19 protein-coding genes and 1 tRNA gene are annotated in these 20,137 nt (G+C 37.3%); 9 read left to right on the top strand and 11 right to left on the bottom strand.

The annotated features are described in order from the left end of the window. Positions 1 to 47: 47 nt before the first annotated feature. The 8 genes from HC176_RS12785 to kduI form a co-directional block, all read right to left on the bottom strand. Complete coding sequence (locus HC176_RS12785) at positions 48 to 602, bottom strand: PepSY domain-containing protein (RefSeq protein ID WP_167918892.1); 555 nt, start codon at positions 600 to 602, stop codon at positions 48 to 50. After that, positions 602 to 2,470 carry a Xaa-Pro dipeptidyl-peptidase gene (locus tag HC176_RS12780; protein WP_245234894.1) on the bottom strand — a complete coding sequence of 623 codons (1,869 nt, stop codon included), beginning with the start codon at positions 2,468 to 2,470 and terminating at the stop codon, positions 602 to 604. The genes HC176_RS12785 and HC176_RS12780 overlap by 1 nt, the downstream gene beginning before the upstream one ends. Positions 2,471 to 2,496: 26 nt before the next feature. Then, positions 2,497 to 5,070: a T9SS type A sorting domain-containing protein gene (locus HC176_RS12775; RefSeq protein ID WP_167918890.1), complete on the bottom strand. Its 2,574-nt coding sequence runs from the start codon at positions 5,068 to 5,070 to the stop codon at positions 2,497 to 2,499. A gap of 20 nt (positions 5,071 to 5,090) precedes the next feature. Beyond that, positions 5,091 to 7,097 (bottom strand): discoidin domain-containing protein, encoded by a 2,007-nt coding sequence (locus HC176_RS12770; protein ID WP_167918888.1) that lies wholly within the window; start codon positions 7,095 to 7,097, stop codon positions 5,091 to 5,093. Between the two features lie 412 nt (positions 7,098 to 7,509). Further along, the gene (locus HC176_RS12765; RefSeq protein ID WP_167918886.1) at positions 7,510 to 8,394 is read right to left on the bottom strand and encodes an AraC family transcriptional regulator; all 885 of its coding nucleotides are present in this window, start codon (positions 8,392 to 8,394) and stop codon (positions 7,510 to 7,512) included. A 341-nt stretch (positions 8,395 to 8,735) separates the two neighbouring features. After that, entirely contained in the window at positions 8,736 to 9,824 is a 1,089-nt protein-coding gene (locus HC176_RS12760; RefSeq protein WP_342448694.1) for a DUF4861 family protein, read from the bottom strand. 104 nt (positions 9,825 to 9,928) lie between these two features. Next, positions 9,929 to 10,723, bottom strand: a complete 795-nt coding sequence (locus HC176_RS12755; RefSeq protein WP_167918882.1) for a gluconate 5-dehydrogenase — start codon at positions 10,721 to 10,723, stop codon at positions 9,929 to 9,931. Positions 10,724 to 10,730: 7 nt separating this feature from the next. Then, positions 10,731 to 11,573 (bottom strand): 5-dehydro-4-deoxy-D-glucuronate isomerase, encoded by an 843-nt coding sequence (kduI, locus tag HC176_RS12750; RefSeq protein WP_167918880.1) that lies wholly within the window; start codon positions 11,571 to 11,573, stop codon positions 10,731 to 10,733. 134 nt (positions 11,574 to 11,707) lie between these two features. Between kduI and HC176_RS12745 the strand changes: the two genes are divergently transcribed. Together HC176_RS12745 and HC176_RS12740 are read left to right on the top strand one after the other, a co-directional pair. Continuing rightward, positions 11,708 to 12,724: a LacI family DNA-binding transcriptional regulator gene (locus tag HC176_RS12745; protein WP_167918878.1), complete on the top strand. Its 1,017-nt coding sequence runs from the start codon at positions 11,708 to 11,710 to the stop codon at positions 12,722 to 12,724. A 6-nt stretch (positions 12,725 to 12,730) separates the two neighbouring features. After that, the gene (locus HC176_RS12740) at positions 12,731 to 13,702 is read left to right on the top strand and encodes a type I phosphomannose isomerase catalytic subunit (RefSeq protein ID WP_167918876.1); all 972 of its coding nucleotides are present in this window, start codon (positions 12,731 to 12,733) and stop codon (positions 13,700 to 13,702) included. 29 nt (positions 13,703 to 13,731) lie between these two features. Here the strand turns inward: HC176_RS12740 and HC176_RS12735 are convergent, their stop codons facing one another. Both HC176_RS12735 and HC176_RS12730 read right to left on the bottom strand, forming a co-directional pair. Further along, positions 13,732 to 14,694 carry a D-2-hydroxyacid dehydrogenase gene (locus HC176_RS12735; protein ID WP_167918874.1) on the bottom strand — a complete coding sequence of 321 codons (963 nt, stop codon included), beginning with the start codon at positions 14,692 to 14,694 and terminating at the stop codon, positions 13,732 to 13,734. Positions 14,695 to 14,754: 60 nt separating this feature from the next. Further along, positions 14,755 to 15,228, bottom strand: a complete 474-nt coding sequence (locus HC176_RS12730) for a hypothetical protein (protein WP_167918872.1) — start codon at positions 15,226 to 15,228, stop codon at positions 14,755 to 14,757. Positions 15,229 to 15,389: 161 nt separating this feature from the next. On the opposite strand from HC176_RS12730, the gene trxB reads away from it, so the two are divergent. Then, a complete protein-coding gene (trxB, locus tag HC176_RS12725) occupies positions 15,390 to 16,370 on the top strand; it encodes a thioredoxin-disulfide reductase (RefSeq protein WP_167918870.1) in 981 nt (326 codons plus the stop codon). A gap of 81 nt (positions 16,371 to 16,451) precedes the next feature. On the opposite strand, the gene HC176_RS12720 is transcribed toward trxB, so the two are convergent. Continuing rightward, positions 16,452 to 17,483, bottom strand: coding sequence for a helix-turn-helix domain-containing protein (locus tag HC176_RS12720; protein WP_245234893.1), 1,032 nt, complete (start codon positions 17,481 to 17,483; stop codon positions 16,452 to 16,454). 226 nt (positions 17,484 to 17,709) lie between these two features. Between HC176_RS12720 and HC176_RS12715 the strand changes: the two genes are divergently transcribed. From HC176_RS12715 to HC176_RS12690, 6 genes are all read left to right on the top strand, one after another. Next, positions 17,710 to 18,144: a hemerythrin domain-containing protein gene (locus tag HC176_RS12715; protein WP_167918868.1), complete on the top strand. Its 435-nt coding sequence runs from the start codon at positions 17,710 to 17,712 to the stop codon at positions 18,142 to 18,144. A 113-nt stretch (positions 18,145 to 18,257) separates the two neighbouring features. Next, the gene (locus HC176_RS12710; protein ID WP_167918866.1) at positions 18,258 to 18,707 is read left to right on the top strand and encodes a DUF2383 domain-containing protein; all 450 of its coding nucleotides are present in this window, start codon (positions 18,258 to 18,260) and stop codon (positions 18,705 to 18,707) included. Between the two features lie 178 nt (positions 18,708 to 18,885). Next, on the top strand, positions 18,886 to 19,047 hold the full coding sequence (locus tag HC176_RS12705; protein ID WP_167918864.1) for a DUF1328 domain-containing protein: 162 nt from the start codon (positions 18,886 to 18,888) through the stop codon (positions 19,045 to 19,047). Between the two features lie 37 nt (positions 19,048 to 19,084). Continuing rightward, positions 19,085 to 19,246 (top strand): hypothetical protein, encoded by a 162-nt coding sequence (locus HC176_RS12700; protein WP_167918862.1) that lies wholly within the window; start codon positions 19,085 to 19,087, stop codon positions 19,244 to 19,246. 172 nt (positions 19,247 to 19,418) lie between these two features. Next, a tRNA-Pro gene (locus tag HC176_RS12695) sits at positions 19,419 to 19,493 on the top strand. A 229-nt stretch (positions 19,494 to 19,722) separates the two neighbouring features. After that, positions 19,723 to 20,043: an Arm DNA-binding domain-containing protein gene (locus HC176_RS12690; protein WP_167918860.1), complete on the top strand. Its 321-nt coding sequence runs from the start codon at positions 19,723 to 19,725 to the stop codon at positions 20,041 to 20,043. Positions 20,044 to 20,137: the final 94 nt, after the last annotated feature.

Here is a 20,137-nt window from a genome sequence, read left to right as displayed (position 1 = left end):
TATGGATAATAATATTAATCCTTTGTTAAAATTTGTTAAGTCTTGAACTACTTGAGTTTTTTCATTCTTTTTGGTCCCATCCATAGCCAAAAACCTGTTATAGTGAAAAGGATTAATGCGCAACCCATAGAGGTTGTGTAAAATAGTTTTATGATCTCTACTCTTGTTTTGAATAAATCGTCAAGGATAGAGCCGTCATGAATGTCTTCCAGCCAATCTGAATGTCTTTTGTTTATTGCCAATACTTTGGCTGTTGTACAATCCATTTGTAGCTCCCAATATTCATTTTTGAATATAAACTTAGCAATACCTTTTTCTGGACGTATATCAATCCTACTTATTTCTGTAATACTCTTGTTTTTTGATTTTATGGATTCAAGGGCTTTACTTTGTAAGTTGGATAGGGGAAGCCAGTCATTAGGATTGGTAGAAACCCCGATTTCGGTTCGAGGAAGTATTAGGCCTTTACTGTGCTTTTTCCAGCCCAGTAGCAGTCCAGAAATAGATAGTATGAAAAAAAGAACAAATAGGTAAATGCCAGTGATTCTATGGGCTTTTCTAAAAAAACGGATTACTTTGGCTTGCTTGGCTCTTTTGTTCATTAAAAGGTAATTGATTTTTTTATGGCATCAATACCATTAACAACAGGTAATTTTAACGATGTAGCTTTCAGGTCTATGGTTAGCTCGGTACCTGGTTCGGGGTGAAGGGTAAAGTCTTTATCGCTAGAGAAAATCATTAAGCCTATTTGTTGTCCTTTTTTGATGATTTGATCATCTGGCATTAACTCGAAAGAAATTGTATAGAATTGATGTTTTTCCAGTGGAGTACTATGCCATATTGAATGATTGTTTTGTGGGTCTACCCATCCGCGGGTTATAATATTGTCTGTTATTTTAACATTTTTTCCTTTGTTCCAAGGGAGTGACACAAGCCAAACAGATAGGTTAGCTGCTGGTTTGTTGCATGAAAGTTTTATGGTTACTTCAGGAACACCCGATAAATGTATGTCGTTATTAAGTTTCGGCGTTGCGTAAAGTAGTCGATGATTGCTATACTCTGCTTGAGCTAATACTTCGCCAGTGAACGAGTAATTATCAATAAGGGTTTCTGTCGCATCTGTGTTTGGAGGTGTTAGGGATAGTGTTCCCGTTTTAGGTGCTCCTTGGGTTAAATAAAAAGTTACAGGTTTTGCATCTGGGTTTGGATAATCATCGTAAGGTGTAGGGTTGGTTTGGGGGTCATTTTCTCGTACAATCCAAGCTTTGGGAGCGTTTTTTATGTCATTTTGAATGCCGTGTAAGTAATGGGTAAACCATTTGTTCATCATACTTAAAGGCGGTGGTCCACCGTGACCATCTTGGTGATAGTAAATATTGGTGTGTAGCCCCATTTCCTGTGCTTTTTTGAATATTCTATGACTGTGTTCAGGCATTACGTTCCAGTCGTTAAAACCGTGAGACATAAGCATAGCGGCCTTCATTTTGCCCATATGGTTTAAATAATCTCTCTTTGCCCAAAATTCATTATAATCTCCTGTAATTCTGTCCATGCCATTTATCATTTCAGAATCTCTGATTGTTGAATTGTTATAAGCTCTTTTGGTTTTATCATTAATGGTGTGTATAAAGTCATATAACACATCGATATCTTCCCCCAAATAACCACCTGGTGATTTAACAAGTCCATTTGATCGATAATAATGATAGTAAGAGGTGTTGGGAGCAATAGGTATAATAACCTCTAAACCTTCTACTCCCGTAGTAGCAGCTGCAAGCGGAATGGTTCCGTTGTATGAGGTGCCTGTCATCCCCACTTTACCTGTAGACCAGTAGGCTTTTACCGTTTCGTTGCCATAAGGAGTTTTGTAGCCTGGGCGCCGTCCGCACAACCAATCTATTACCGCTTTGGGGGCTAAAGATTCATTTATGCCACCTATGGTGGGAGCACCTTGCGAAAGGCCTGTGCCCGGTGAAGAGGAATGAACAACTATAAACCCTCGCGGTACCCAAGTTTTAATCTGCGAGTTAGAAATAATCGGTCGGTTAATGGTTCCTATTACCTCTGGATGTTTTCTGGGTTTACTTTTTTCACCTAGTTCGTGTTTTACATCCCAGAATGCCTCTTGCGAAAAAGGAGCACCACCTCGAGCATAGTATGGACTAGATTCGTAAATTACAGGCAATTTTAAACCTTCTGTTTGGGTTTGTTTGGGGCGGGTAACATCCACATGCATGCGGTCTGGTTTGCCATCTCCGTCCGTATCAAAATCTGTTTCCACCCAAAGGTCTTCCCTAATCCATTTTGTTTCATCTGAAAATTCTGGAACAATCTGACTTTCTCCATTTTTAAAAATAGGAGATGCTTTAAGTTGATTTTGTGAATGAAGTTCTAGAATTGGTGATGGCAAAATAAACACCAATAATAGAACATAAAATAACTTGCGGAACATATATTTGAGTGAATTCATTTTATAGACTCGATAAATTTAGAAGATTAATTTTTAACTACTTTAATTGTGTGTGTTTTTTCTAAATGCATTTTTAAAATGTACATCCCATTGCTTTGGTTGGTTAAGTCTAGGCTTATTTTTCCATTTTGTTGTTTGTAGTTTTTTCGGGATAAAAGCGTACCATTTTCAGAATACAAATCAATATTTACTTTATCTGAGATAGTGTTGGTTTTTATCTCAAAAATGCCAGAAGTAGGGTTGGGAACAACCTTTATTGAAGGGGATTTACTTTCGTTTTTTGATATAGATAATAAATCTTCGTTAATTTTAAAGTCCAAAACACCAGAGCCATAGGTTGCAAACCTTACTAAGTTTTTAGATTTTATAAATTGCACATCAGTAAATTGCACATTTGGTAAGTGGAAACCATCCATTTTATACCATCTGTTTTCTTCAGTGGAATAAACCCAAGCACCATCAGTTTCGCATGAAGCGAAAACGTATTTTCCATTTGGCGAAACCGCTAAGTCTGTTATCCGTGCTACGTTCAGTCCCGTATTTTTATTGGAGAAAGTTAAGCCTCCGTCCTTCGATTCAAGGAAGATGTTTCCTTTGCCAGCAAAATAAACAGTAGATTCATCAGTTGGGCTAGTAGCTATAACGGTGCGTCGTTTTCTATGTGAATCGTCTTGTCTAGGCCAAGGGCCAGAATAATTAGAAGTACTGAAACTTTGGCCTCCGTTGGCGGAAAACATGAGCCCTCCGTTTTTTAGACCTACATACCATCTGTTGGTATTGATTTTGGAATAAGCAAAGCTAATGGGCGGGCCTGGAAACACAAATGGATGGAAAGATTGCGTAATAGTACCGTTTTGATAAGTATATTTATTTAGTTTGTTGCCTCCGGCAGGGATGTAAATGGCATCTTCGTTGGTATTAGGAGACGGAACCATGCTTGTGGCCCACCAACTTGAATAGAAATCTTTTCGTACTACAGTTCTATAATCTCCACCGTTTGTTACCGAAGCACGACCAATGGTTCCGTAATAATACCAGAACCATACAGACGATTCATCATTTGAAACTTGAACACGTAAAACATCCGTATTAGCTTCACGGGCTGCATTATAAATATTATCGCTATTAGGAATATCAATAAAGCCTTGGGAGCCCCGATCTTGGTTTGCTGTATAAATTTTATCGTTTATTTCGCTTGTTGTAGCATCATAGGCCATAATATTTGGTGATCCCGAATTAATAGATGTCCATGAGTTCCACAACATAGGGTTGCTGGTATAGAAACTTCCAAAATCAAATCCAGCAAAAGTAAAATGGTCTCCATTTTCTTTATCGTAGGTTTTCATGTGTTGTAAGTCCCATACGTAATAACTGCTTAAATAATGGTTGTTTTTGCTCCATGTTGCGCCATAGTCTGTAGACATGAACAGTTCTACAAATCCTTTATAACAAATATTAGGTTGTGTTGGGTGAACCTCGGTAACAGGTCGGTCGTTATTACTGTTGGTTTGTAGCCATGTTAGACCTTCGTTATTGGAATAAAAAAGCTTGTTGCCACTACTAATGTAAAAGTGTGTCGCATTGTTAACATAAGAGCCAAAAACACTGTTGATTGCTGAAAAAGATTGTGTTGTGGTGTGTAGTAGAGAAAAGTCATTGTCGCTTTCGCCCATTTTATAAACTAAAATTTTAGAATCACTTTTTCTTCTGGCAAAACAATAAATGGTATTGCTGCTGTGTGGTTTGTTTATGCTTACTTCAAAATCTGATTTTTTGAACCTAATGCTCGATTCGGTATAGTTTAAGCCGTAATCGGTTGAAATAAATAACCGATCGTAGGCGGTACCGTTAATGTAGCTTCCGCCATGGGCGGTAATCTTTCTGCCGGAAGGGGTTTTGTTAACCAAGGTTTTGTAATTCCAGGAGCTTTGGAAAAAGGCACCATTTGCATCAATCCAATTTCGGCCTTCATCATCAGAAAACTCCATGGGGCCATTTGCTTTTTGGTGTAATAATCGAAAACTGTTATCAGGTAGGTTAATACCATTAAAATCGTCTCCTAATAAGTTTTTTTTATGGTTTCTAAGCGACCATTTAATTGGAGCACTTTCGTCAATTTTATATAGGTGACCTGCAAATGAAACTACATAAAGCTCTTCGTTTACAGGATCGTAGGTAGAGCCATCTGCTCGAAACCCACTATCGTCAAATAACGTAAGGTTTTTTTGGTGCCAAGAACCTGTAATGGCGTTGTTGGCGTAAGCGTATTGATTAGGGGCTTCTTCTATATTGTCGAATTTTAAAAACTCCGTTTCGGAAGATGTCAATACGTCGTAATTGGTAAACTTATATCCTGTATTTTCAAGGGTGTTTCTCCATTTTTTATATTCGGCAAGCTCTTCGTTGTTTAGGGTTTTTGGGTCAAAAAATTCTTCAGGTAGCATGTCTTCTTCCGGTTCTTCTTCGTATTCTTCTTGGTGCTCTTCAGTTTGTTGGGAAGTAATAGGTGTGTTGGCGTTTTTTAAAAATAGCACCAATGCCAGTAACAGCAGTAATAATAAAAGAGAAACGGTTATAATTATTTTTTTTGAAGTTTTCATGTTTTTAAATGTTAAGCGTGTTATTCTTTTATAACTAGTTTGTTTTTGTAGGTAGAGTTGCCAAGAACAGTAAAGACGTATATCCCAGGTGCTAGATTATCTAGTTTTATATTGATTTTGTCTTTTGAAATTGGGATGCGCCCTTCCTTTAGAAGTATGCCATTTATAGAGAATAGTTGCCAAGTTTTATATATACCACGATAAACCTGTTTAAGAAAAAGCTCGTCATTAAAAGGAGAAGGATAAACGTTAAAATCTGTTTTGGTTTTAAGCTGAGTATTTAATTGGGAATTGTAAGAACCGTTTAAATAAATTTCGGCAATGTTGGTAAATGGCGAGTTATTTACATCGGATAAGGCAACTATTTTAATATACTGGCATTCTACAGTCTCGTTAAAATAGGTTATTTGTAAAGCCTCGTCACCAAGAAAAGAGCCAGCAGATATCGGGCTGCCCCAGTCTGATAGGGTTTTAGTTGCATAAAATTCATATTCTGTAATGTTTCCATTGGTTTTTCCATCTTGTCTGGGTAAATACTTAAAGGCTTCGATGGTTGCTTGTTCTCCAAGATTAATTTGAATTTCGTGCGGGTGTGTGGGCTGTTCGTTTGCCCAATCTGTAAACCAAAAAGTATTTGGATTATCATCAAAAGCATTAACGGCAGGGTTTCCTGTGCCTTCTGTATCCTCACTATCGGCCATAATTAATTGCCAGGAATCTTGGCTTAGTTGGGCGGGGTAAGTGCCCTTGAGGTATAATTCTGCAATATTGGCAAAAGGGGCACTGTTGTTAGCCGCTAAGGAAACCATTTTAACATACCTACATTCTATAGTTTCATTAAAGTTTACCGTTTTAAGGGTGTGGTCTCCAATAAAACTCCCGCTAGCAATTGGGGTGCCCCAATTTGATGTATTGTTTGTTGCGTAGAATTCATATTGGGTAATGTTCCCGTTGGTATTGTTGTCTTGCCTTGGTAAGTATTTAAATGCATCTATTTTTGCTTTTTCTCCAAGGTCAATTTGTATTTCATGAGGGTGTTGTGGCTGATTGTTTTTCCATTCTGTATGCCAAAATGTATTTGGGTTGTCGTCAAAGGCATTAACGGCAGGGTTTCCTGTGCCTTCTGTGTCTTCGCTATCGGCCATAATTAATCGCCATTTATCTTGTTTTAAAAGGGACTCGTCAAGATCGGTTGCCGTGGGTGTTTTCCAAACTCTAATATAGTCTACATGTGTTTCTGTAAGATAACCAACAGGATAGTCTTTAAAGTATTGGTCTCCGCTAACGCCAAAACTTGCCCCGTTGGACAACCAAAGAAACTCAAGACTTTTTACAACCCATTTAGGGTTTGAATATCGCACTTTAAAAACACCGTCATAGTAAATATCCATGAAGCTTTCAGTCCAATGAAAACCCCATGTGTGAAAGCCGGAATGAATGCCAGGGGTATTGTACTGCTTTGTGTTGGCTTGATGGTCTGCTCCGTAACCGTCAATATGTACCACAGATTTGGTGTAGTCTTCTGTCCATGCCGTTTCAAAAATGTCGATCTCAGCACCGTCGTTGGCGGTGCCATCAACATTACCCATGTTAGGACTTTGCAACCAAAAAGCTGTATGGGTGCCCTTTCTGGCATCACCTACTTTAATTCGGGCTTCAAAATAGCCGTACTTGGTTAAATACTTATTATGGCTGTTTATAGATCCGTTAGTCATCGACGAGTTTCCGGTTTTGTACACTTTAAGTATTAAATTTCCATTTTCTACGGAAACGTTCTCTGGTTTCCACCTCCAATCATCGATTCCTATCTTGGGTCTAGCAGCTCTTGATTTGGTACTGTGGTCTATATTCCACTTGTTTTGGTCTACCATATTGGAGTTGAATTCGTCACTAAAGTCAAGAATCCAATTGCCATTAATGTGAGGGTTGGATGGTTGAACGTTCTTAGGCGTATTTTCATCTATGTACTGTGAAAAACAGGTGTTAATTGATAGAAATAAAAATAGGATTGGTAAAAATTTCCTCATAGTTTCAGCTTTTGTTTAATTTCAGTCAGGTTGGTGTATTGAATTGTTGGAATAAACGGTAATAGTAATCTACCAAACTTAATCACTTCATGTTCTTCAAACATGGATGATTTTATTCAATGAATAGATTTTTGTGTTTATTTTGAAGTGTGATACGGAAATAGGTATGCACATTTTGAAATTTAGCAGGACTTGTATGTCACTTTTAAACGTTACTGCATAAAAATGCTTGTCTAATAAGGAGTGTTTTTTATCAATATAAATGCTCCACTGGGTTTATGGGTTGAATGGATTAAGAAGAATTAGAAAAACAGCTAAAAGTTGTAACTAGGAGGCAGGTTAATCTGCTCTATTCTAATATTGGGGCTTGTTATATTTTAAAATAGGAAAATCGGCTTTTCAAAACAGTTTTTTATTTTTGCCAACCATTTTTATATTTCCTAGGGGACTTGCCCATATATTTTTTAAATATCCTTGAAAAATATAAAGGGTCGTCAAAGCCTACTTTAAAGCTTATTTCCTTTATGCTTAAGTCTGTATAAATTAAATACTCGCAGGCTTTTTGTACCTTCTTCAAATTATGGAAAACAATAATAGAATAGCCGGTTCTTTTTTTAAACTTGGTGTGTAGGTAAGATTTTGAATAGTTGAACCTCTCGGAAATGTGGTCTAAGGTGTGATTTTTTTGCAAGTCACTTAATAAATATTCCCTAATGGCATTAATAACATTGTCGCCTTGATCTAACTCTTTTTGCTCCTCGGCGTTGTAATATATAAATGAACTTATAAAGTTAAGAGCCAAGATGTTTGCAAATTCTAAACCGTGTTCTAGATTGTTATTATCAAATAAGTTGAATATCTTATCGAAAGATTCTATATTCTCTGCAGAGAAAGGGATGTTTCTTAAGTTGGTAGGGTTTGATGCATATCTGTTATAAAGTTTAGATGCCAGGTTACCGTTAAAATGAAACCAATAAATGCTCCAGGGGTCTTTTTTGTCCGCCATATACTCATGCTTAACTTTCTTGGGGAGTATGAAAAATTGGTTTGGACTTATCTTTGTTGTGGTATCATTTAGCCTAATTTCTCCTTTTCCTTTGGTGCAATAAATGAAAATATATTGTTTGGCTCCTTTTTTTCGGGTGCGATGATGGTGATGGGCGGTTGGATAATATCCTAAATCACTTATGTAAAACGATTTCGTTATTGGGTTTTTTTTAATGGTTTTAATAACAGATTTAGGTAAAGCTATCATCTTTTGCCCTAAAAAGCCTTCTTTGAGAGTAGTGGTGTTCATGTTTAGTTTTGTTGTTTTTTGAAAAATTACATAGGTAAAAGGGATGAGCCTATTACAAAAGTATTACTTTTTCAATACATCAATTAAATTTAGAGCTAAATTATAAAAGGTTTTTTTATAGGTTATTTGTTGTTGGTATTCAAAATTACGTCTAAAAGATTTTGTGTTAGTTTTTTTTACTTGAAGGAGTTAATCTTCAAAATAAAGTCGGAGATTGTTTTAAGGCCTATGCCACATTTTTAATCTAAAGAATTCCTCGTCTGCTTGCTACGGGGTCATTCATTTAAAAAATCCAAGACTGAATTTCAATCTTGGATTTTTTAAAATTTTAATCTAATAAATTACTCAGCCCAACTCACTTTTAAAGGTGTGTTAATTTGATTTGAAAATTTAGTAAGATAGTTTTCCCACTCTGAAGGAGTTGTGTATTGTTCAGCTTCTTTCCAAGCAAAGCCAGCGTAATATACCACTTCATTGTTATTCACTTTTAAATGGGCGTAAGCATTACTAAGGTCTTTAGCTTCGGTGTCATATTTTTCAAAGCCTAAAAAAGTTCCTTTCTTGGCTACAATGGCCATACCAATTTCAGAATCGGCATGTGGCTGCCAATAGCTTATCCAACCGTTTTCATCGTTACCAGTAACTTCTCCATCTTTTTCGTGTAAAGTTAAACCGGCGGAAATAGTATCGGTACCTTCAATATGGGTAACGAACTTAGATAGGTTACTACCCAAATCCAAGCTAATGGTTTTCGATTCCTTAATTTGATTTCCTCCAGCATCCCAAGTTTCGTATTCCAAATGGAAACTGGTACGAATTGGACCCGTAGTAATGGTGCGCCATTTGGTGTAGTTTTTGGAGAAATAATATGTGGTATCTTGCTTAACGGCAATACCACCAACTCCACGACTCACACCAACATGAAAATTATCCAACCCCTCAGGAGAAGGTTTGTGGTAAGCACCAGGTTTTTCGGCGTTTTTCTCGTACCAATTATTGATAATGGGGTATTCTACTTTTTTCAACCAAGCGTCAACTCCACTGGAAAGTGTGCCACCCGGCTTACCATCTTCGACCATTTTTTGGGCAACGGGGCCATAAACTCGAAAGGCTACTTTGTTGTTTTCCCAAGTATAATCGTCGGTACGTTCTGGTACAAACCTAGAGTAGCAAAGTGTTTCGGCTTTTGGTTTTTCAGCTTCAGTAATCGTAACAATATCAAATGTCTTTTCGGAATTTGCAGCTACTGTTGGTTGAAATAAAATTTCGTCTAAAGTACCATCTCCGTCAATGTCTACAGTTTGGGTAACTTGTAACTCGCCACTTTCGACATCTTTAATGCCAATAGTGTTTAGGTCTTCAATCTTCAAAAACGACTTACTCAGTTCAACTGTTTCCGAAGTTCTTTCAAAATCTAATGTGTTTTTCACAACAATTGACTTTGTGTTTTCTTTTTGATTACAAGAAGTAAACAAGGCAGCGCACAAAACACCTGCCCATATTGTGTTTTTATTCATAGTACTCTGAGTTTTTTTTAATCTTCGTTTGAAGGCTTTCCGATAGTGGCCAAAATGCCACCATCTACATAAAGCACTTGCCCGTTTACAAAATCACTAGCCTTAGAGCTCAAAAAGATAGCAGCCCCTTGTAAATCGTCTGGGTCGCCCCAACGTGCTGCTGGAGTTCTGTTAATGATAAACTCATTAAACGGATGCCCGTCTACACGAATAGGTGCTGTTTGACTTGTAGCGAAATAGCCTGGGCCAATGCCATTGGTTTGTATGTTGTGCTTGGCCCATTCTGTCGCCATGTTTTGGGTAAGCATTTTTAGTCCGCCTTTAGCAGCAGCATAGGCACCAACGGTATTTCTTCCCAATTCACTCATCATAGAGCAAATGTTGATGATTTTACCGGCCTTTCTTTTAATCATGCCTTTTACGACATGCTTGGACATGATAAATGGACTAACCAGATCGACTTTAATCACCTGTTCAAAGTCTTCGACTTCCATGTCTTCTAGCGGTGTTCTTTTTATTATTCCGGCATTGTTTACCAAAATATCAATATTCCCTACTTCCTTTTCAATGGCAGCAATATTTTTTATCACTAAGCTTTCGTTGGTCACATCAAAAAGGTAACCGTGGGTATTTATGCCTTGAGATTTGTAGTATTCTACAGCTTTGTCAAGTTTTTCCTGTGAAGACGCCCCGTTTATTACCAAAGTGGCTCCGGCCTTTCCTAAACCTGTTGCCATGGCTTGGCCCAAACCGTGTGTACCACCGGTTATTAAAGCAACTTTACCTGTTAAATCGAATAAATTAATAGACATGTTTATCTTATTTTAGTTCGTTAATTTTGCAATGGTCCATATCGCCGTAATCTAAATTTTCGCCGGCCATGCCCCAAATAAAGGTGTAGTTACTGGTTCCTGAACCCGAGTGGATAGACCATGCTGGAGAAATTACCGCTTGGTGGTTTTGCATCCAAATGTGGCGGGTTTCCTGTGGCTGCCCCATAAAGTGGCACACGGCTTGGTCTGCGGGTACATCAAAGTAAAAATATACTTCCATTCTTCTGTCGTGCACGTGCGCTGGCATGGTGTTCCAAACACTTCCAGTTTTTAACTCGGTCATTCCCATTTGCAACTGGCAAACATCAACCACGCTGTTTACGATGTATTTTCTAAGGGTTCTGGCGTTGGCGGTTTCAGGAGCGCCCAATTCCACAACTTCAACATCTTTTATTCCTATTTTTTTGTTGGGATACTCTTTGTGGGCTGGTGTTGAATTTAGGTAAAACAATGCCGGTTCATCAGCCGATTTACTGGTGAAAGTTACTTCTTTGTTGCCTCTTCCAACATATAAAGCTTCTCTGTTATTCAATTCGTATTCGGTACCGTCAACATTTACCGTTCCTGAACCACCAATGTTGATGATGCCCAATTCGCGTCTTTCAAGAAAGTATTCGGCCTTTAACGGGTCGATAGTTTCCAATTTTAAAGCTGAATTTGTAGGGACCGCACTTCCAGAAATAAATCTGTCATAATGGGAATACACCAAATTTACTTGGCCTGGTTCCATTAAGTTGTCAATAAGGAATTCGTCTCTTAATCGCGTAGTGTCGTACGATTTAACATCTTGTGGAGATGCCGCATATCTTACTTCATAGTTTGTTTTCATATTACTTGTTTTTTATGATTTAAATTTGTTTCTTTTTTCGAAAAACTCCGTAAAAGTACTAAAAATATATCAGAATACAATCGATTGGATTTTGTTATATTTGCAAAACTAGACTAACCCTTCAATTATAGAAATTGAACAACAAACCTACAATACACGACATAGCCAAAGCTTTGGGGGTAGACAGTTCTACCGTTTCAAGGGCATTAAACGACAGCCCGCGCGTTACCAAGGCTACAAAGGTTAGGGTTTTGGCCATGGCGGCCGAGTTGGGGTATCAAAGGAATATGTTGGCTTCTAATTTACGAAAAAATGTAACGAATACCATAGGAGTGATCGTGCCACGGATTTCGCGTCATTTTTTTTCGTCGGCTATTCAAGGTATTGAGGAAACCGCATATTTGGCTGGCTATAATGTGATTATTAGTCAATCATTGGAACAGCTTGAAAGGGAAAGGAAGATTGTTGAAGGATTGGTTGCCAATAGGGTAGATGGGCTTTTGATATCCGTATCGATGGAAACGGTAGATTACCGGCATTTGGAAGTCGCCAAAAACAATAGCATTCCCTTGGTTTTTTTCGATAGGCATTGTGGTATTTCCGGCTACAGTAATGTTCTTATTGACGATTTTAAATGCGGATTTGATGCCACCGAGCATTTAATATTTAAAGGCTGCAAACGTATTGCCCATTTTTCCGGTTCTCAGGAATTAGAGATATACAAAAACCGTTTTAACGGTTATAAAGCAGCGTTGGCAAAACACAACATTCTGTTTAAAAATGAATATGTTGTAAATTCCAGATTAATGGAGCAGGATGGTTATCTTGGCATGCAAAATTTATTGGATAACCAACAGGAGATTGATGGTGTGTTTTCAGCAAATGATGTAACGGCTATCGGAGCCATGAAATGTATAAAGGAACGGCAATTGAAGATACCTGAAGATATCGCCATAGTAGGGTTCAGCAACGAGCCTATTTCTCAGGTTATTGAGCCTTCGCTGACCACCATAGACCAATCGGGCTCTGAAATAGGAAAAACAGCAACCGAACTATTGTTGGAATACATATCGAAAAAAGAAATACCCGTTGAGGGGCAGACCATAATTTTAAATTCGAAATTAATAGAACGGAATTCATCAAAAAAATAGCATAATATGAAATTATACCCAATAAAATTTACCCCGCTTTACAAATATAGACTTTGGGGCGGCGAAAAATTGAAGACCCAACTTAACAAGGACTATAATGAAAATAATATTGGCGAATCTTGGGAGATTTCGGATGTTAAGGGCGACGAGACCAAAGTGGCCAATGGCCCATTGGAGGGGAAAACCTTAAAACAGCTTATTCAGCAGTACAAAGGTGATTTTGTTGGTAAACCGGTTTACGAAACTTTTGGCGAGGAATTTCCTTTGCTCATCAAGTTCATCGATGCCAAAACGCCATTGTCCATTCAGGTACATCCCAGTAACGAATTGGCCAAGGAGCGTCATGATTCTTTTGGAAAAAACGAAATGTGGTACGTTATGGGCGCCGATAAAGATGCAGAACTTATCGTGGGTTTTGAAAAAGAGATTGATAAAACCGAATACCAAAAGCATTTGGAGAACGATACCATTTTGGAAGTGATGCACCACGAAACGGTAAGCAAAGGCGATACGTTTTACATTCCGACAGGAAGAGTCCATGCCATTGGAGCTGGGGTGCTGTTGGCGGAAATCCAGCAAACATCGGATGTTACCTATAGAATTTACGATTACAAACGTGTGGATGCCATAACGGGTAAAGAACGCGAACTGCACAATGATTTGGCCTTAGACGCTATCGATTTTACTTACCACAGCCATTTTAAGACAGATTATAAAACAGAGGCCAACACTAGTAACAAGTTGGTGCATTCGCCATACTTCAAGACCAATTTTATGAAAGTTGATGGTACGTTGGAAAAAGACTATTCGGGATTGGGCTCTTTTGTAATATATATGTGTGTTAGCGGAGGGTTGGAACTCCAAAGTGGCAATACATCCTATTCACTAAAAATGGGAGAAACCATTTTGTTGCCTGCATCACTCAGCCATGTTAAAATTGAATCGGAAAATGCAGAATTTTTAGAAATATATCTGTAATCAATATTTTAAAATTAAATAACAACTCATCAATTTACTACATTTTTGGGATTCCCTTCGATATAAGCCGCTAAGTTTTCAATAGTGGTTTGCATTAAACGTGTTCTGGCTTCTTTGGGTGCCCAAGCAATGTGTGGGGTTATAATACAGTTTCTTGCTTTTAACAACGGATTGTTTTCTTTCATTGGTTCACTTGAAATAACATCGAGCGCAGCTGCAGAAAGCTTTCTGTTGTTAAGGGCTTCAACCAAGTCATTTTCATTAATTAATGGGCCGCGAGAAGTGTTTATCAACATGGCACCATCTTTCATTTTTTTAATGGAGCTTTGGTTTATGAGGTTTTCAGTTTCAGAGGTTAGTGGGCAATGTAGGCTTATGATATCAGATGTATTTAACAGTTCTTCCAACGAAACAAACTTTAAATGGTCGTTTTCAAATTCACTGTAAACTGTCCGGTTGTAAACCTTGATTTTGAGTCCAAAAGCCAAAGCTAGTTTGGCCGTAGCCTTTCCAATTTTTCCAAAACCAATAATGCCCATGGTTTTTCCGGCCAACTCGATGAGTGGGTAATTCCAAAAAGAAAAATCTTTGCTGCTTATCCAATCACCATTTTTGACAGCATTGTTGTGCTCACCTATATGGTGGCACATTTCTAGCAATAATGCCAAGGTAAATTGGGCTACGGCAGTTGAGCTATAATCGGGCACATTGGTAACGGTGATGTTTTTTTGTTTGGCATATTCGATGTCAATAATGTTGAAACCTGTAGCTAAAACACCGATGTATTCAAGGTTAGGACAGCTATCGATAACCGAGCGGTTAATTGGGGTTTTGTTGGTGAAAATGATTTTTGAATCACCAATATTGTTGATGATATCTTCATCATTACAAGGTGTTCGGTCAAAAACGGTTAACTCGCCAAATTGTTTTATGCCATTCCAATTTAAATCACCAGGGTTTAGCGTAAAGCCATCCAATACAACTATTTTCATAAAAAACTTTTATTTTTTAAATATAAGAGTTGTGATTTAAAAAGCTTTACACTTTATGGCTTATTTAACACGATGGTAAATTTCACCATAGATAGGATTTCCTAGGCTATCTTTTTCAGTTTGCATATAAGAGTCCTTGTCAATAAAGAAGATGCTCAATCTATGGATACTATCTTTTTCAAGGATAGTAAGCAAGGCTTCAGAGCCATATTCTGTATGCTCGATTAGTGTATCGTTTTTAAAGGTGTAGTCTCCACTTCCAAACCATTCAGAAGGGTGATAGGCAGTAAACCGATTCCACATATACTTTGTTTGTGAAAACATTTTCATTTGCATAAATTTTTCGGAAGTCTTGATAGTGTCTATTGAGCCATCACCGCCATAATTTAGGTAGCTAGTCATTTCCCATGCACCTTCAAGGGTGTATTCTTTATTGGTTTCTTCAATAGCTTCCGCCATAGCGGTTTCGTTATTTTTTTTACAGCTCGAAACGGCAATTAGCGTTATTAATGCCAAGGTTAGATGCTTTTTCATATCGTGTTAGTTTATTTTGGTCCTATTTAAATTTACGAAAAAAAAATGACAAGATTAAAATGTAATAGATTTTAAATATGAGGTTATAAGAAAGTGTTAATAACTTATGTACTCATTTTACACTAAAAATTCTACATTTGTTGTTCTAAAATGAATTCGATATGGCAGAGGAAATAGAAAGAGTAAAATGCTTGATTATAGGCTCGGGACCTGCAGGCTATACAGCAGCAATTTATGCGGCGAGAGCAAACATGCGTCCGGTGTTGTACCAAGGTACGCAACCAGGAGGGCAATTAACAACTACTAATGAAGTTGAGAATTTCCCAGGATACCCTGAAGGTATTACCGGGCCGGAAATGATGATGCAACTACAAGCGCAAGCACAACGTTTTGAAACCGATGTGCGAGACGGTTGGGTTACAAAAGTCGATTTTTCTGGAGAGGTGCACAAAATTTGGGTTAACGATGTAAAGGAGATCCATGCTGATACGGTTATTATTTCAACCGGAGCATCAGCTAAATATTTAGGTTTGGATTCTGAACAGAAATATTTGAAATTGGGCGGAGGCGTTTCTGCTTGTGCCGTTTGTGATGGATTTTTCTACAGAAACCAAGAGGTGGTGATTGTAGGGGCAGGCGATTCGGCTTGTGAAGAAGCACACTACCTGTCTAAGCTTTGTAAAAAAGTAACGATGTTGGTGAGACGCGATGAATTTAGAGCGTCTAAGATTATGGAAGCACGCGTTAAAAACACCGAAAACATTGAAATTTTGTTCAATACTGAAACCGATGAAGTTTTAGGTGACGGACAAGTGGTTACAGGCGTGCGTGTTTTTAATAACAAAACCAATGAGAAGCACGAAATTCCTGCAACGGGATTTTTCGTAGCCATAGGGCACAAACCAAACACCGATATTTTTAAAGATTATTTAGAGTTGGACGAAACGGGGTATATTATAAACGAACCAGGAACCGCTAAAACCAATGTGGAAGGTGTATTTGTTTCTGGTGATGCGGCCGACCACGTTTACCGCCAAGCCGTAACTGCAGCCGGAACAGGTTGTATGGCAGCTCTAGATGCCGAACGTTATTTGGCAGCAAAGGATGCTAGTTTTGAAGTATCTACTTCAACATACAATTAGAGCATATTTACATTAAAACTAAAAGAAAGCCGAAACTGTTACAGTTTCGGCTTTCTTTTTTTATAAATTTTTAAATCGAAATTAAACGGCAACGGGTACCACAAGTTGTTTTTTAAATTCGTTGGGGGTAATGTTGTACTTCTCCTTAAATATTTTAGAAAAGTAGCTTCGGCTAGTAAAGCCAATCGTGTAAACTATTTGCGATATATTTAAGTCGGTTGTTGAAATTAAATCGCGAGCCACTTCAAGCCTTACGTGCCTAATGTATTCGGTTACCGTTCGTTTAAAAAGAAACTTAAAACCATCTTGCAGTTTGGCTTGCGAAAGTCCCGACTCTGAAGCCAAATACTCTAACGAGTAATCCTTTGAGGGGTTCTTCAAAATGGCCTCTGCCAAACGCCTAATAGTAATAAGTTCGCTTTTTATTAACGAAGTTGGTAAGGGAATGCCTTGTTGTAATTTATTGTGTTGTTGAATGTGAAGTGTTAAAATTTCGTAAACAATGGCTTCAATATTTAAAATCTTGACCATGCCTTTGGTTTTTATCTTCCAAAGCCTTTTTACATGGTCGGCCATCTTTAAATTCAAAGTCCCGTAGTGTCTGTATCTGTTTTCGTGATCAGTGTCAACAAAAATTTCGTAAAGCTTTTTATTTAGGGTGGATATATTGGTTGTTCGTTTTTTTAAAAACTGTTTTCTTACAATTTGGATGACGTTGATTTTCAGGTTAACACCTTTTGGGAATTCCAAATAATTTATTCCGCCAGTTTTGTTTGTATAGATTAAAGACTGGAATTGCTCAATGTCTTCACCCTGTTTATCCACATCAAATTTATGCGTAAAATTACCACTAAGCGGGTAAACAAACCGAATAGGATTAAAGTTGGAAGCGTGTATTTTTAAACAGATGTTATTACTGAATGTGATATTATAATCCAATAGGCTAACTCCCCAGTCAAAAGGAATAAAACGGATGGTTCCATTGGCTTTGTCGTTGCTTACCGTTAAACAGCACTCACTCCATTTTTCTTCAATCGTGCCTCCAATGTGGTTTTGTATTTCTTGTAGAACTTCTTTGGTATTGTCTGCAATAATTTCAATTTCTGTCATCATTATTTGAGGAGAGGGTTAAAATTAGTTATTCAATATACGGGGTAAGTTATTTCTTTAGATGGTTATTAGCCTTCGAAAGCCCTAAAGTTAAGATTATTTTAGGCTTTATGAATCCTATAAGTTAAAGATTCAATAAAATCATTTGAGTTAATTCTTAATTCGATTCAACAAATGAAATTATGAGTAATGCCATAATTTTGATTGAAACACAAAACGATATTTAACTATGAATATTTTTGAAGCTATTAGAAAAGACCACGATACGCAAAGGGATTTGTTGGACAAGTTGGTTGAAACATCAGGCGATACTAAAAAGCGTGATGCCCTTTTTAAAGCAATTAAAAACGAATTGGAGGTGCATGCCAACGCAGAAGAAAGACATTTTTACAAACCGTTAATCAGCAATGAAATGATGCAGGAAAAAGCTAGGCATGGTATTGCAGAGCATCACGAAATTGATGAGTTAATCGAGCAACTGGAAACCACCGAATATGATTCCTCGGCGTGGTTGAAAATAGCAAAAAATTTAAAGGAAAAGGTAGAGCACCACTTAGAGGACGAAGAGCGTACTTTTTTTCAATTGGCGGGAAAAGTGTTTTCAGAAACGCAAAAAGAAAGTTTGGCCAATGATTACGTTGGTTACATGAAAGAGCATATATAAAAAACTGTCCTTTACCGAAACCTTTAGTTCTTTTCTTCTTCAACTTATCACTATAAAAAATCACCATCAGTAAGAAGCTTAAAATCAATTACTGTAAACAGAAATAAATTGTTATGAATACCTACACCGAAGAAGTTGGAAAGCAATTAAATGAACTGCTTCAAAAAACATATCATACCCAAAAGGGATTTAAAACAGCTGCAAAACATGTAGATAATGATGCTTTAGAATCTTACTTTAAATTAAAGGCACAAGAGCGTTATGATTTTGGTAACGAACTGGTTGCCGAATTCAAAATATATAATTATACCGTGGGCAGCTTAGGAAAACCTATAGAACATATTAATAGAGGCTGGGTTGATGTAAAGGCCATTGTGTCTTATACAGACGAAGAATCGATGTTAGAAGAAGCCATTACAGGCGAAAAAGCGGCTATAGAGGAATACAGCAAGATAATTGGTAATGAATCATTGCCGTTAAGTACTAAGGTGCTAATGGAAGCACAAAAACAAAAAATTATAAGAGGGCTGTCGCGATTTAAGACTTTAGAAGAGCTTTGTTAGCGTACATGCACATTGGTTGGTTGTTAGCCTTGGCCGTATTCTGGTCAGGGCTTTTTTGTGTTTAAATACTGAATGAGTTAACAAGTGAATGAATACGATTAAGAAACCGCTTGAATGTTATTTAATTTGCAGGTAACCGATTGAGGGTCAGTCGGGATTAACTTAAAATTTAAAAATTATGTTACGTTGGACGATCATATTTGTAGTAATCGCATTAATTGCCGGAATTTTAGGTTTCGGTGGTATTGCTGGAGCTTCAGCAGGAATAGCAAAAATATTATTCTTCATTTTTATAGTGCTTTTTGTGCTATCGCTATTAAGGGGCTTAATAAAGAAGTAAAAAACAAACCAATAAATAACCATTAAAATTTAATCTTATGAAAACTGTAGCGAAAATATTTTTAATACTTTTTACGCTTTCAACGGTTTTAACCAGTTGTAGAGAAGTAAAAGAAGATAACAAAGTAGAAGAAGCCGTAGAAGATGTTGGGGATGGCGTGGAAGATGCGGCTGAAGAGGTAGAAGATGCCGTTGAATAAATCAGTATATTTGGTAGACTAACTTGAAGTAAAAACAGGTCTTTTTCGAAAGGGAAAGGCCTGTTTTGATTTTGGAAGATTTATGAACAGTAAGTTATTTTAAGATAAATTACATGTAAAACTTTTAAAATAATTTAAAAATTGTTTTCTTTGCCGTCCAATTAAAAAAAATCGGGATGTGGCGCAGTCCGGTTAGCGTACACGGCTGGGGGCCGTGTGGTCGCAGGTTCAAATCCTGTCATCCCGACAAAAAGGGTGTCAACGGGACATCAATAAAAAGCTAACTATATGGTTTTTAGTGATTTTAATTTTTGTTGATTTCATATAGTTGGCTTTAAAATCAAAACAAAAGTTACCTATTCGGTTACCTATCTGGTCCCGAAATTTTTCACTACATTGGTAACGATTTAGAATGTGACTTTCGCTTCGATTTGATTTTCGTAAACAAATCATTTATTAACTTAAAGCGAGAGTATATGGGAACTTCAAGAACTTTTAGTATTCATTTTTGGCTAAATGTAGCCAAGAAGAAAGGGGATTTGGCCCCAATTTATGCAAGGGTTACCGTCGATGGAAAGCGAGCTGAAATCAGTTTACAGAGACAAACTTCGGTTACCTATTGGGACACCAAATCAAAGAAAACCACTTCCAGAACGCCTATGCTAGCGCTCGTTTGTAACGAGTGCGTATTTATATTTGTTAGGTTGCACTCGTCACTGATAAGTACTAGCCGGGAAGGAAGCACTCGTTACAAAAGTTTGTTAGGGATCAGTCCTAAAAGTTGGGGAGTTAAATAGTTTTATCTTTGGGGAAAATTAAATTTGTGGAAATTTCTAAAGAATTACTATCCTTATTGCTACCTGATTTTTTGGTAGACCATTTTAGTTTTAT

Source organism: Tamlana crocina, from assembly GCF_012037625.1.
Note: the sequence above shows the minus strand (reverse complement) of the source record. Positions and strands in the feature narration are given on the sequence as shown.

What these genes read in the sequence shown, in the direction of transcription:
- HC176_RS12785 (WP_167918892.1), bottom strand. Translation starts at nt 602, where the DNA reads ATGAACAAAAGAGCCAAGCAAGCCAAAGTAATCCGTTTTTTTAGAAAA.
- HC176_RS12780 (WP_245234894.1), bottom strand. Translation starts at nt 2,470, where the DNA reads ATGAATTCACTCAAATATATGTTCCGCAAGTTATTTTATGTTCTATTA.
- HC176_RS12775 (WP_167918890.1), bottom strand. Translation starts at nt 5,070, where the DNA reads ATGAAAACTTCAAAAAAAATAATTATAACCGTTTCTCTTTTATTATTA.
- HC176_RS12770 (WP_167918888.1), bottom strand. Translation starts at nt 7,097, where the DNA reads ATGAGGAAATTTTTACCAATCCTATTTTTATTTCTATCAATTAACACC.
- HC176_RS12765 (WP_167918886.1), bottom strand. Translation starts at nt 8,394, where the DNA reads ATGAACACCACTACTCTCAAAGAAGGCTTTTTAGGGCAAAAGATGATA.
- HC176_RS12755 (WP_167918882.1), bottom strand. Translation starts at nt 10,723, where the DNA reads ATGTCTATTAATTTATTCGATTTAACAGGTAAAGTTGCTTTAATAACC.
- kduI (WP_167918880.1), bottom strand. Translation starts at nt 11,573, where the DNA reads ATGAAAACAAACTATGAAGTAAGATATGCGGCATCTCCACAAGATGTT.
- HC176_RS12740 (WP_167918876.1), top strand. Translation starts at nt 12,731, where the DNA reads ATGAAATTATACCCAATAAAATTTACCCCGCTTTACAAATATAGACTT.
- HC176_RS12735 (WP_167918874.1), bottom strand. Translation starts at nt 14,694, where the DNA reads ATGAAAATAGTTGTATTGGATGGCTTTACGCTAAACCCTGGTGATTTA.
- HC176_RS12730 (WP_167918872.1), bottom strand. Translation starts at nt 15,228, where the DNA reads ATGAAAAAGCATCTAACCTTGGCATTAATAACGCTAATTGCCGTTTCG.
- trxB (WP_167918870.1), top strand. Translation starts at nt 15,390, where the DNA reads ATGGCAGAGGAAATAGAAAGAGTAAAATGCTTGATTATAGGCTCGGGA.
- HC176_RS12720 (WP_245234893.1), bottom strand. Translation starts at nt 17,483, where the DNA reads ATGATGACAGAAATTGAAATTATTGCAGACAATACCAAAGAAGTTCTA.
- HC176_RS12715 (WP_167918868.1), top strand. Translation starts at nt 17,710, where the DNA reads ATGAATATTTTTGAAGCTATTAGAAAAGACCACGATACGCAAAGGGAT.
- HC176_RS12710 (WP_167918866.1), top strand. Translation starts at nt 18,258, where the DNA reads ATGAATACCTACACCGAAGAAGTTGGAAAGCAATTAAATGAACTGCTT.
- HC176_RS12705 (WP_167918864.1), top strand. Translation starts at nt 18,886, where the DNA reads ATGTTACGTTGGACGATCATATTTGTAGTAATCGCATTAATTGCCGGA.
- HC176_RS12700 (WP_167918862.1), top strand. Translation starts at nt 19,085, where the DNA reads ATGAAAACTGTAGCGAAAATATTTTTAATACTTTTTACGCTTTCAACG.
- HC176_RS12690 (WP_167918860.1), top strand. Translation starts at nt 19,723, where the DNA reads ATGGGAACTTCAAGAACTTTTAGTATTCATTTTTGGCTAAATGTAGCC.